Below are 12,146 nucleotides of genomic sequence, written 5' to 3'. Positions count from 1 at the left end.
CCGGCACCGGGTGCGGTCGTACATGCGCTGCCTCCGATTCGATCACCGCCCAGCCTGCACCGCGCGAGGCCCCCGCCCGCACCGCCGAGGGGCCCTGGCCGTAGGGCCATTGGTCCCTGGCCGGGCGGCCGGACCGGGGCCTTAAGGCATGGGGCGGGGGGCATTCGGCCCAAGGATCACCGCCATGCCGCGCGCATAGGTTTCCGGCCATGGAGAACGACGAAAACGCACGGCAGCGGGGACCGCGCGCCGCACAGGGCTGGCCGCTTGCAGCCCGCAGGCTGCTGACCCGTAGCGAGGTCTCCGCCGACGGGCGAGCCGTCTTCGGCGAGAACGACGGCAAGTGGGAGGGCTTCTACCGGGACCGCTGGTCCCACGACAAGGTGGTGCGCTCCACCCACGGAGTGAACTGCACGGGTTCCTGCTCGTGGATGGTGTACGTCAAGGACGGCATCATCACCTGGGAGCACCAGGCCACCGACTACCCCTCGATCGGCGCGGACTGCCCCGAGTACGAGCCGCGCGGCTGCCCGCGCGGCGCCTCGTTCTCCTGGTACACCTACTCGCCCAGCCGGGTCCGCTACCCGTATGTGCGCGGCACGCTGCTGAAGATGTGGCGCGAGGCCCGCCGCCGGCTCGGCGACCCGGTCGCCGCGTGGGCGGAGATCACCTCCGACCCGGCCAAGGCGCGGGCGTACAAGCGGGCCCGCGGCAAGGGCGGTTTGGTGCGCGCCGGCTGGGACGAGGTGACCGAGCTGGTGGCCGCCGCCCATGTGCACACCATCAAGAACTACGGCCCCGACCGGGTGGCGGGCTTCTCGCCGATCCCGGCGATGTCGATGGCGTCCTTCGCGGCCGGCTCCCGCTTCATGTCGCTGATCGGCGGCACGCTGCTGTCGTTCTACGACTGGTACGCCGACCTGCCGGTGGCCTCGCCGCAGATGTTCGGCGACCAGACCGACGTGCCCGAGGCGGCGGACTGGTGGAACGCGGGCTACCTGGTGATGTGGGGCTCCAACATCCCCGTCACCCGCACCCCGGACGCGCACTTCCTGACCGAGACCCGCTACAACGGCACCAAGGTCGTCGCGGTCAGCCCCGACTACGCGGACAACGTGAAGTTCGCCGACGAGTGGATGGCGCCGCACCCGGGCACCGACGGGGCGCTGGCGATGGCCATGGGCCACGTGATCCTGCGCGAGTTCCTCATCGACCGCGAAGTTCCCTACTTCCGCGACTACTTGCGCACCTACACCGACGCACCGTTCCTGGTGGCGCTGCGGGAGGGCGAGCACGGGCTCGTCCCCGACGGGTTCCTGACGGCGGCCGACCTGGGCCGTGACGAGGAGCACGCGGACGCCAAGACGGTGCTGATGGACCGGACCACCGGCGAGGCGGTGGTCCCGGGCGGCTCGCTCGGCTTCCGGTGGGGGGAAGCCGGGCGAGGCCGCTGGAACCTCGATCTGGGTGACGTGGTGCCCGAGTTGAGCCTGCTGGAGACGGCCGAGGACACCGTCCGGGTGGCGCTGCCCCGCTTCGACGAGGGCGCGACCGAGGGCGGCTCGGTGATGGTGCGCGGCGTGCCCGTCAAGCGCGTGGGCGGCCGGCTGGTCACCACCGTGTTCGACCTGATGCTCGCCCAGTACGGCGTGGCCCGGCCGGGCCTGCCGGGTGTGTGGCCGCTGGCGTACGACGACGCCTCCCAGCCGTACACCCCGGCCTGGCAGGAGACCATCACGTCGGTGCCGGCCGAGCAGGCGGCCCGGATCGCCCGGGAGTTCGCCCGCAACGCCGAGCGCACCAACGGCCGTTCGATGATCGCGATGGGCGCGGGCACCAACCACTGGTTCCACTCCGACACGATCTACCGGGCGTTCCTGGCGCTGACCACGATGACCGGCTGCCAGGGCGTCAACGGCGGTGGCTGGGCGCACTACGTGGGCCAGGAGAAGGTCCGCCCGCTCACCGGCTTCCAGCACCTGGCGTTCGCCTTCGACTGGCAGCGCCCGACCCGGCACATGACGGGCACCTCCTACTGGTACCTGAACACCGACCAGTGGCGTTACGAGGCGTTCGGGCCCGACGAGCTGGCCTCGCCGCTGGGCGAGGGCCGCTTCAAGGGCAAGGCGTTCGCGGACTGTCTGGCGCAGGCGGTGCGCCTGGGCTGGACGCCCGGTCACCCCGGCTTCGACCGCAACCCGCTGGACCTGGCCGACGAGGCCGCGGCCGGGGGGCGCGGCGTCGCCGAGCACGTCGTGGACGAACTGAAGTCGGGGCGGCTCAGGTTCGCCGCCGAGGACCCCGACGACCCGGCCAACTTCCCCCGCGTGCTCACCGTGTGGCGGGCCAACCTGCTGGGCTCCTCCGGCAAGGGCAACGAGTACTTCCTGCGCCACCTGCTGGGCACGGACGCCGCGGTGCGCTCCGCCGAGTCCCCCGAGGACGAGCGGCCCGAGGAGGTGGTGTGGCACGAGGAGGCGCCCGAGGGCAAGCTCGACCTGATGGTCACCATGGACTTCCGGATGACCTCCACCGCCCTGCTGGCCGACGTGGTCCTGCCGGCCGCGACCTGGTACGAGAAGGACGACCTGTCCAGCACGGACATGCACCCCTTCGTGCACGCCTTCACCCCCGCCATCGCCCCGCCCTGGCAGGCCCGTACCGACTACGACACCTTCCTCGGCATCGCCGACCGGTTCAGCGAGCTGGCCGCCGAGCACCTGGGCACCCGCACCGACGTCCTGGCCGTGCCGCTCGCGCACGACACCCCAGACGAACTCGCCCAGCCCGGCGGGGTGGTGCGGGACTGGAAGAAGGGCGAGTGCGAGCCGGTGCCGGGCCGCACGATGCCGAAGCTGGTCGTGGTGGAGCGCGACTACGCGGCCGTGGCGCAGAAGATGCGCGCGATCGGCCCGCTGCTGGACACGCTCGGCACCACCACCAAGGGCGTCACCGTCCACCCGGACCGCGAGATCGAGGAGCTGCGGCACCGCAACGGCACGGTGCGCGACGGAGCCGGCGCGGGCCGGCCGGCGCTGGCCACCGCGAGCGACATGTGCGAGGCGATCCTCGCGCTGTCCGGCACCACCAACGGCCGCCTGGCGACCGAGGGTTTCCGGGAGCTGGAGCGGCAGACCGGCAGCGAGGGCCTGGTGGAGCTGTCCGCCGAGCGCGAGGCCGAGCGGATCACGTTCGCCGACACCCGCACCCAGCCGCGCTCGGTGATGACCTCCTACGAGTGGTCGGGCTCGGAGACCGGCGGCCGCCGCTACTCCCCCTTCGTCATCAACGTCGAGCACAAGAAGCCCTGGCACACCCTCACCGGCCGCCAGCACTTCTTCGTCCAGCACGACTGGATGAGCGAGCTGGGCGAGCAACTGCCCGTCTACCGGCCGCCGCTGAACGCGATCCGGCACTACGGCGACGAGCACCTGGGCGAGGACGGCCGCGCGGAGGTCACGGTGCGCTACCTGACCCCGCACTCGAAGTGGTCCATCCACTCCAACTACCAGGACAACAAGTACATGCTCGACCTGTCGCGCGGCGGCCCGGTCATCTGGATGTCGAACGCGGACGCGGAGAAGATCGGCGTGCGCGACAACGAGTGGATCGAGGCGTACAACCGCAACGGCGTCGTGGCCGCCCGTGCGGTGGTCACCCACCGGATGCCCGAGGGCACGGTGTACATGTACCACGCCCAGGACCGCAACGTGAACGTGCCGAAGACCGAGATCACCGGCAAGCGCGGCGGCATGCACAACTCGCTGACCCGGCTGCTGCTCAAGCCCACCCATCTGGCGGGCGGCTACGCCCAGTTCACCTACGCCTTCAACTACTACGGCCCCACCGGCAACCAGCGTGACGAGGTCACCGTCATACGCCGCCGCAGCCAGCAAGTGGAGTACTGACATGCGCGTCATGGCTCAGATCGCCATGGTGATGAACCTGGACAAGTGCATCGGGTGCCACACCTGCTCGGTCACCTGCAAGCAGACCTGGACCAACCGGACCGGCGTGGAGTACGCCTGGTTCAACAACGTGGAGACCAAGCCGGGCGTCGGCTACCCGCGCCGGTACGAGGACCAGGAGCAGTGGAAGGGCGGCTGGACGCTGGACCGCAAGGGCCGCCTGGTGCTGCGCTCCGGCGGCCGGCTCAAGCGCCTGCTGTCGCTGTTCTCCAACCCTGACCTGCCGTCCATCGAGGACTACTACGAGCCGGTCACCTACGACTACGACAACCTGGTCAGCGCCCCGGCCGGACCCGACATGCCGGTCGCCCGGCCCCGCTCGGTCCTCACCGGGCAGCCCACCTCCATCACGTGGGGCGCCAACTGGGAGGACGGCCTGGGCGGCGCGTCCGAGCACGCGGGCGGCGACCCGAACCTGACCGGCGAGTGGGCCCGGAAGGTGAAGTTCGAGTTCGAGCAGACCTTCATGTTCCACCTGCCGAGGCTGTGCGAGCACTGCCTCAACCCGGCCTGTGTGTCGGCCTGCCCGTCGGGCGCGATGTACAAGCGGGAGGAGGACGGCATCGTCCTGGTCGACCAGGACCGCTGCCGCGGCTGGCGGATGTGCGTGACGGCGTGCCCGTACAAGAAGGTGTACGTCAACCACGCCACCGGCAAGGCCGAGAAGTGCACGTTCTGCTTCCCGCGCATCGAGGCGGGGCAGCCCACGGTCTGCTCGGAGACGTGCGTGGGCCGGCTGCGCTACCTCGGGCTGCTGCTGTACGACGCCGACAAGGTGGGCGAAGCCGCGGCGACGCCGAACGAGCAGGACCTGCTGGACGCCCAGCGGGGCGTGTTCCTCGACCCGTTCGACCCCGGGGTGATCGCCGCGGCGCGGGAGTCGGGCATCCCCGAGGACTGGCTGGACGCGGCCCGCCGCTCCCCGGTGTACGCGCTGGTGTCGAAGTACAAGGTGGCGCTGCCGCTGCACCCGGAGTACCGCACGCTGCCGATGGTCTGGTACGTGCCGCCGCTCTCCCCCGTCCTGGACGCGGTGACCTCGGCGGGCGGCAACCAGGACGACCCGGACCACGTGTTCGCGGCCGTGACCCGGCTGCGGATCCCGCTGGAGTACCTGGCGGAGCTGTTCACCGCCGGGGACACCGACGTGGTCGGCGGGGTGCTGATGAAGCTGACCGCGCTGCGCTCCTTCATGCGGGAGCGGACCCTCGGCGAGGCCGGTGACGAGAGCGCGCTGAAGGCCGTGGGGCTGACCGCGCGCGAGGCGGAGGACCTGCACCGGCTGCTGGCGGTCGCCAAGTACAGCGACCGGTACGTGGTGCCGGCCGCCCACAAGGAGGACGCGGCCGCGCTCACCGCCATGGAGAACCGCTGCCCGGTGGAGTCCTCCGGCGAGCCCGCCGAGCGCAAGGTGATGCTCGGCATCCCCACCCTGCGCCGCCGTGACCCCGAAGCCCCCGCAGGAGGCCACGCGTGAGCCCGCTGCCCACATCCGTGCCTGCCATCGTCCGCACCCGGCTGCGGGCGGCCACCCGCCGCCCCGCCCGGCTCACCCCCGAGGAGATCCTGGACCGCGCCCTGGTGCTGCGGCTGCTGTCGCTGCTGCTGCAGTACCCGGACGCCGAACTCGCCGCCGCGCGGCCCACCGTGGCCGCCACCGTCGAGGCGCTGCCGCCGTCCCCGGCGGCCGGCGAACTCGCCGCGTTCACCGACTGGTTCACCGGGCAGGAGCCCGAGGCGCTGGAGCGGCACTACGTCGAGATGTTCGACCTGCGCCGCAAGAGCAGCCTCTACCTCACCTACTACCTGCACGGCGACACCCGCCGCCGGGGCATGGCCCTGCTCACCCTGGCCCAGCGCTACCGGGCCGCGGGCTGGGAGACCGGCGGCGGCGAGCTGCCCGACCACCTGCCGGTGGTGCTGGAGTTCGCCGCGCTGTGCGGACCGGGCCCGGGCGAGGCTCCGCTGCGCCAGCACCGGCGCGGTCTGGAGCTGATCCACCACGCGCTGGCCGACGCCGACTCGCCCTACCGGCACCTGCTGGCCGCGCTGATCGGCCTGATGCCGCCGGCCACCGAGGCCGACCTCGCGGCCGTGGCCGAGCTGGCCGCCGAGGGACCGCCCAACGAGGACGTGGGCCTGGACCCGTACGCGGGCGGCTCCTTCGCCCCGCCCGGCGGCTTCGCGGCCCCCGGGACGTTCGCCCCGCCCGGCACCTTCGTCCCGCCCGAGCAGGCCCCGCCCACCCTCGTGCCACCCTTCCCGTCGTCCACGGATGGTCCTCGATGAACGCTTCAGGTACCGACCTCCTGCTCTGGGTCGCCTTCCCCTACATCTGCCTGGCCGTGTTCGCCGTGGGGCACGTCTGGCGCTACCGGCAGGACCAGTTCGGCTGGACCTCGCGCACCAGCCAGCTCCTCGAGCACCGCTGGCTGCGCTGGGGCAGCCCGCTGTTCCACCTCGGCGCGTTCATGGTGATCGCCGGGCACGTGGTCGGGCTCGCGGTCCCGGCCTCCTGGACCGAGGCGGCGGGCATCAGCGAGCACATGTACCACACCACCGCCGTGTGGGCGGGCTCGGTCGCGGGCGTCGCCATGGTCACCGGGCTGGGCATGCTGTGCGCCCGCCGGCTGCTGAGCAGGCGGATCAGGCTCGGCACCGACCGCAGCGACAAGGTGCTGTTCCCGCTGCTGTCGGCCACCGTGCTGCTCGGCATCTCGGCGACGGCCGCGCACAACGTCTTCGGCGGGGGCTACGACTACCGGGAGACCGTCTCGGTGTGGTTCCGCGGGGTGTTCACCCTCCAGCCGCAGCCGGAGGCGATCTCCGGCGCGCCGCTGCTGTTCCAGCTGCACGCCCTGAGCGCCTGCCTGCTCTTCGCGTTCTGGCCGTTCTCCCGGCTGGTGCACGTGTGGAGCGCCCCGATCGGCTACCTCGTGCGCCCCTACGTGGTCTACCGCCACCGGGCGGCCGCCAGGGCGACCGTCGTGCGCGGCGCCTCCGCCCGTGAGGCGCGGACCCGGCGCGCCGCATGACGACGCCCGCGACGCGGGAGGCGGGCCGGCGGATCGGCTGGCTCATGACGCTGGCCGGCGTCGTCGGCTGGCTCGCCTCCTTCCAGCTCACCGTGGACGACTGGCGGCTGCTGAAGGACCCGTCCTACCAGCCGCCGTGCAACATCAGCCCGGTCGTCAGCTGCGGCAGCGTGATGTCCAGCCCCGAGGGCAGCGTGTTCGGGTTCCCCAACATGCTGCTGGGCCTCGGGGCCTTCGCCGCGGTCGCCGTCCTCGGCGTCGCCGTGCTCACCGGGGCCCGGCTGGGCCGCCTGATGTGGCTGGCCCTGAACGCGGGCGCCCTCGTGGGCGTGGTGTTCGTGCACTGGCTGATCCTCCGGTCCGTCTTCGGCCTGGGCCGCCTGTGCCCGTACTGCGTCGTCGTCTGGATCGTCACCATCGCGCTGTTCTGGTACGTCACCCTGCGCAACCTCCGGCGCGGCGTCATCCCGGTGCCGCCGGCCGGCCGCGGCGTCCTCTCCCTGGTCCTGGACACCCACTGGCTGCTCCTGGCCGCCTGGTACGGCGTCATCGCCGTGCTGGTGCTCACCCGTTTCTGGTCGTACTGGAGCACCCTGCTGTGACCTGCGGCCGGACGGGGGGACCGGCGAGGCGGGGACGTTCGGCCCATAACGGTACGGAAGCTGAAAGTTAGGCTGGCCTAAGCAGGTCCGGCGGGCGAGGGACGGGAAGCGCGCCGGCGGAAAGCGAGGCACGCGCATGGCGACCATCGGCCACCCCGAACCGCTCCGCCACTCCCCCGCCCTGCCCGGCGACAGACCTCCCGCCGCTCTGCGCGGCGAGGGGCTGGACGCCGCCCGTGTGCCCGCACACCGGCTGCGCGCGCGGCTCGGGAAGCGGGTGCCGCGGCCCGGGGGCCTCGAGCTGACGCGACGGATGCCGGACGCGCCGCGGATCGGGCCGCGGGACCGGGTGGCCGAGCCGGCCGGCGGCCTCGGGGCCACCGCCCGGATCACGCTCGCGCGCGGTCCCGCCGCGTACACCGCCGCCGACCGCGACCCCGCCGCCGTGACCGCGCTCAGCGCGCCGACCGCGCCCGGCCGTACCGGCGTACGCGGGGTCCGGGCCGACGCCGCCCGCACCGGACTGTCGGACGGCACGGCCACCGTCGTACGCGGCGAGGCGATGCCGTCCACGCACCCCGAGCCCGCCGAACGCCGTGTCGCCGCCGAGGCGCGGCGGCTGCTCGCGGACCCCTCCGGCCGCTCTGCCCCGCACGAACCGCGCCCGCACCCCGGAGACCCGGCTCCGGCGCTCGCCGGACGCACCGGCGCGGACCTCGCGGGCGCGCCGCGCGCGTCGGCGCCCGGCCGCTCACCCCGTCCGGGTGGGCCGGACCGCTCGCCGCCGGGGGCTTCACCGTGACCGCCCGGCGCATCGCGCCGACGGCGCTGCACGAACCCGGCCGGCTCGTCGCCGACGAGGGGCTCGCGGGCGCGCCGGGCAGCGCCGCCGGGTCCCGCGGGGCCCGGCGGCGCGCGCAGGGTGCTGCGGGACCCGGCGGCGCCGCGCGGGGTGCCGCGGACGCGCCGCGGCTTCCGCCGCCACCTGGCCCACCCGGGCGCCGTCACCCTCGTCGCCCGTCCCACCACCACCGACCCGTCCACGTACTGAAACCGAGGAGACCCTCATGCCCGCCACCGTGATCCACGACCTCGTCGCCGAACTGCCCGTCCCCGAGGACGGCACGCTCAGCCGGGTGCTGTACCGCGACGACCGGCTGCGCGTGGTCGGCTTCGCCTTCGCCGAGGGCGAGGAATTGACCGAGCACACCTCGGCGCTGCCCGTCGTCATCCAGGTGATCAAGGGCCGGCTCGAACTGGTCCTCGGCGAGGAGAAGACGGAGGCGCGGCCGGGGACGTGGGCCCATCTGCCGGCCCGGCTGCCGCACACCGTGCGGGCCCTCGAGCCCAGCGTGATGCTGCTGACCATGCTCCCGGCGCCCCGGTCCGACGAGGGCTGATCCGCCCCGCCCCGCGCGCGCGAAGCCCCCGGCAGCCGGACGGTGCTGCCGGGGGCTTCGGGTGCGCGCACGAGGGTGCGCCGGGCGCGTCAGCCCTCCGCGTGGGCCAGCCACAGGTCGGGGCCGAAGACCTCGTAGCGGATGCGGCGGGCAGGCACACCGGCCTTGAGGAGCTGGGTGCGTACGGCGCGCATGAAGGGCAGCGAGCCGCACAGGTACACGTCGGCGTCGGCCGGGAGTTGCAGCCCCTCGATCTCCATCAGGCCCTCGCGGGCGCCGGCTTCGGCGGCGGCGTCCTGCTCGTACCAGAACTGGGCGCGGGCGTCGGGCAGTTCGTCCACCAGGCGGCGCATGTCGGCGCGCAGGGCGTGGTCGGCGGGGCTGCGGTCGGCGTGCAGGACCCACACCTCGCGGCCGGAACCGGTGGCGGCGAGGTGTTCGAGCATGCCGGCCATGGGGGTGCAGCCGATGCCGGCGGAGACCAGCAGCAGCGGCGCGTCGGAGTCGTCGAGGACCACGTCGCCGAACGGGGCGGACAGGGTGAGCTCGTCGCCGGCGCGGACGGTGCGGTGCAGCTGGTTGGACACCTCGCCCTCGGGGGCCTCGTCCGCGCCGGGGACGCGCTTGACGGTGATGCGGCGCAGCTGCTCGTCCGGGCCGCCGGAGAGGCTGTACTGGCGCAGCTGGTGGACGCCGTCGGGCATCAGGACGCGGACGCTGACGTACTGTCCGGCGCGGGCCGGCGGGACCGGCTCGCCGTCGGCCGGGCGCAGCAGGAAGGACACCACGTCGGCGGTCTCCTCGCGGCGCTCCACGACGGTCCACTGCCGCCAGGGCCGGCGCGGGTCGATCCCGGCGTCCTGGTAGAGGCGGGCCTCACGGGCTATCAGCGCGCCCGCCATCAGCCAGTACACCTCGTCCCAGGCACCGGCCACCTCGGGGGTGACCGCGTCGCCGAGGACGTCGCCGATGGCGCGGAAGAGGTACTTGTGGACGATCGTGTACTGGTCCTCGGTGACGCCGAGCGCGGCGTGCTTGTGGGCGATCCGGGACAGCAGCGCGTCGGGGCGGGCGTCGGGGTCGGCGAGGAGGGCCTGGGCGAAGGCGGCGATGGAGCCGGCCAGGGCCCGGCGCTGCTCGCCGCTGGCCTGGTTGCCGCGGTTGAACAAGCCGTCGAGTAGCTCCGGCTGTTCGCTGAACATCGTGCCGTAGAAGCGAGTCGTGATCTCGTCGAGGGCTCCGCCCACGGCGGGCAGGGTGGCACGGACGACGGCGGCGGACTCGGGCGAAAGCATGGGTCTCCTTCAGGAGTTACGGGCGTCGGGGGTGCGGCTCACGCATCGCAGCCACCATTCGTCTATCAGCCGGTACGGCCCTCGAGGGGCCCTGACCGGTTGATCGAGGCCGAACGGCGGCGCAGGTCAGGACGGTCGGGTCCGGGGGCGCGGGCGAACCGGGGCCGTACGGCCCTACCGGCCTGACCGGCCGTCACACCTCGCGAACCCGCTGTGTGACCTCCAGCACCTCCGCGACCGGGCGGCGGGGAGTGGCGGGGCCGGCCGGGCCGTAGCCGAGGCGCAGCACCATCTGGACGTGGCCCAGGCCCGAGACGGGGTCGCGCGCCAGCATGCGCAGGTCGCCGCGCTCCAGGGGGTGCGAGGTGAGGGAGGTGGCGAGACCGGCCCCGGTGGCCCGGAGCAGGACGCGCTCCAGTGCCTGCCCGGCGAGCAGCCAGTCGGCGGGCGTGTCGCCGTGGGTGCTCAGCAGGGCGAGGTGGGGGTGCCGTTCGAACGCGGCTCCGCCGCGGTCCGGCACCGGGCGGCGCCCGGCGAAGTCGCGCAGGGGCGAGCGGCCGTCGCGCGGACGCGGCCCGAAGGCGTACTCCGGTACGCCGTCGGCGGCCGCACCGGCGTCCGGCCCACGCCGGGTCCAGCGCGCCAGATCCCCGGCGGCGGCCGGGTCGATGGCGTCGCGGCTCTCCGCGTCCCGGACGAGCTCGAGGACGGCCTCGGTGTGCCAGGTGCCGGCGAACAGCAACTCGGCCCCTTCGCGCTCGGCCGCGTCCACGAGCGCACCCCGCACGTCCTCGGGCACGTCCCGCTCCTCGAAGGGGTACCGGCTGGTATGCCGCAGGGCGATGGCGGGGTACAGCGACCGCAGATCCTCCGTGTCGCCCCGGTCGTCGAAGGCGGCGGAGGCGGAGGCGCCGACGGCAGCATCCGCCCCGGAACCCGGGGCCGGGGCGTCCGAAGCGGCCGGGGCCGCCGGGGCGACGGTGTTCTGCGTGGCCGAGGTGGCCGGGGCCGCGTCGGACCCCGTACCGCGGCCCGGACCGGCATGGGCAGCCGCCCCGACACCACCAGCGGCATCCGCCGCAGAGCCCAAGGCCGGGGCGGGCGCGTGAGCCCCGCCGGCGGCGTCCGCCCGGGAGCCCGCGCTCGCCCGGGCGGCCGGGCCGGCCGCGTCCTGGCCGGCCGGGGCGGACGTGCCGGGCCGGGCGGCCGAGCCCGGGGCCGCCGGGGCTCCCGGGGTGCACGTGCCCAGTCGGGCGGACGTGCCCGGTGGGGCGGGCTCCGGCGGGCCCGTTTCCTCCGCCGGGGTGAAGTGGACCGACGCGAGGAGCTGTGGGTCCGCGGGGTCGGGCAGGAGGTGGACCGTGCAGGGCAGGCCCGCGTGGGCCGCGGCCACGCGGAGGTTGAACAGGGCCGCCCCGCAGCCGATGTGGAGGGAGCGGTTGCCGGGGTCCGTGTGGTGCATCGCGCGGGTCAGGTCGGCGTGGAGCAGCAGCGTGTGCGCGTCGCACACGTACCGGAACCGCCATGGCTGGGCGTTGTGCATCGAGGGGGCGGCCGTGGCGTCGGCGACCAGCGCGGTCACCGTCCTCGCGTCGAGCTGTCGTACGGACATCGCAGCCTCCTGGGACCGGCAGCGCGCCGGTTGCCGGGCCGGCGTCTCTTCCGTGCTGCCAGTCAACCGCCCGGCGGCCGCCCGCGCATGTGCCGACCGGCCCGCGGTCAAGGTCCCGTTGGACCCGTTCCGGGCACTCGGGTATGTGTTTCCGGTCTCAGCGGTCCGTGCCCGCCACGGGGGCGTGCCAGGTCAGGCGGGTGCCGCCGCCCTCCGGCGTGACCCACTCCATGT

General features: G+C 73.9%; 8 protein-coding genes and 2 pseudogenes. 7 read left to right on the top strand and 3 right to left on the bottom strand.

The annotated features are described in order from the left end of the window. The first annotated feature begins 209 nt into the window (after positions 1 to 209). The 7 genes from IE217_RS17815 (at position 210) to IE217_RS17785 (ending at position 9,005) form a co-directional block, all read left to right on the top strand. Positions 210 to 3,908, top strand: coding sequence for a nitrate reductase subunit alpha (locus IE217_RS17815; RefSeq protein WP_190178876.1), 3,699 nt, complete (start codon positions 210 to 212; stop codon positions 3,906 to 3,908). Position 3,909: 1 nt separating this feature from the next. Next, positions 3,910 to 5,445: a nitrate reductase subunit beta gene (gene narH, locus IE217_RS17810; RefSeq protein WP_190178875.1), complete on the top strand. Its 1,536-nt coding sequence runs from the start codon at positions 3,910 to 3,912 to the stop codon at positions 5,443 to 5,445. After that, positions 5,442 to 6,257, top strand: coding sequence for a nitrate reductase molybdenum cofactor assembly chaperone (gene narJ / locus IE217_RS17805; protein ID WP_190178874.1), 816 nt, complete (start codon positions 5,442 to 5,444; stop codon positions 6,255 to 6,257). Before narH ends, narJ begins: the two co-directional genes overlap by 4 nt. Then, on the top strand, positions 6,254 to 7,003 hold the full coding sequence (gene narI / locus IE217_RS17800; protein WP_190178873.1) for a respiratory nitrate reductase subunit gamma: 750 nt from the start codon (positions 6,254 to 6,256) through the stop codon (positions 7,001 to 7,003). Before narJ ends, narI begins: the two co-directional genes overlap by 4 nt. Continuing rightward, a complete protein-coding gene (locus IE217_RS17795) occupies positions 7,000 to 7,605 on the top strand; it encodes a vitamin K epoxide reductase family protein (protein WP_229865364.1) in 606 nt (201 codons plus the stop codon). The genes narI and IE217_RS17795 overlap by 4 nt, the downstream gene beginning before the upstream one ends. Positions 7,606 to 7,741: 136 nt before the next feature. Continuing rightward, positions 7,742 to 8,407, top strand: a complete 666-nt coding sequence (locus IE217_RS17790; RefSeq protein WP_190178872.1) for a hypothetical protein — start codon at positions 7,742 to 7,744, stop codon at positions 8,405 to 8,407. A 265-nt stretch (positions 8,408 to 8,672) separates the two neighbouring features. Further along, on the top strand, positions 8,673 to 9,005 hold the full coding sequence (locus tag IE217_RS17785; protein ID WP_190178871.1) for a cupin domain-containing protein: 333 nt from the start codon (positions 8,673 to 8,675) through the stop codon (positions 9,003 to 9,005). Positions 9,006 to 9,094: 89 nt separating this feature from the next. On the opposite strand, the gene IE217_RS17780 is transcribed toward IE217_RS17785, so the two are convergent. From IE217_RS17780 to IE217_RS35520, 3 genes and pseudogenes are all read right to left on the bottom strand, one after another. After that, positions 9,095 to 10,300 (bottom strand): globin domain-containing protein, encoded by a 1,206-nt coding sequence (locus tag IE217_RS17780; protein ID WP_190178870.1) that lies wholly within the window; start codon positions 10,298 to 10,300, stop codon positions 9,095 to 9,097. Between the two features lie 193 nt (positions 10,301 to 10,493). After that, positions 10,494 to 11,264: pseudogene (locus tag IE217_RS17775) on the bottom strand (Acg family FMN-binding oxidoreductase); the annotation flags it as partial. Between the two features lie 327 nt (positions 11,265 to 11,591). After that, a pseudogene (locus tag IE217_RS35520) lies at positions 11,592 to 11,912 on the bottom strand (Acg family FMN-binding oxidoreductase); the annotation flags it as partial. Positions 11,913 to 12,146 lie beyond the last annotated feature (234 nt).

The sequence above is a fragment of the Streptomyces naganishii JCM 4654 genome, from assembly GCF_014650575.1.
GTDB lineage: Bacteria > Actinomycetota > Actinomycetes > Streptomycetales > Streptomycetaceae > Streptomyces > Streptomyces naganishii.
Note: the sequence above shows the minus strand (reverse complement) of the source record. Positions and strands in the feature narration are given on the sequence as shown.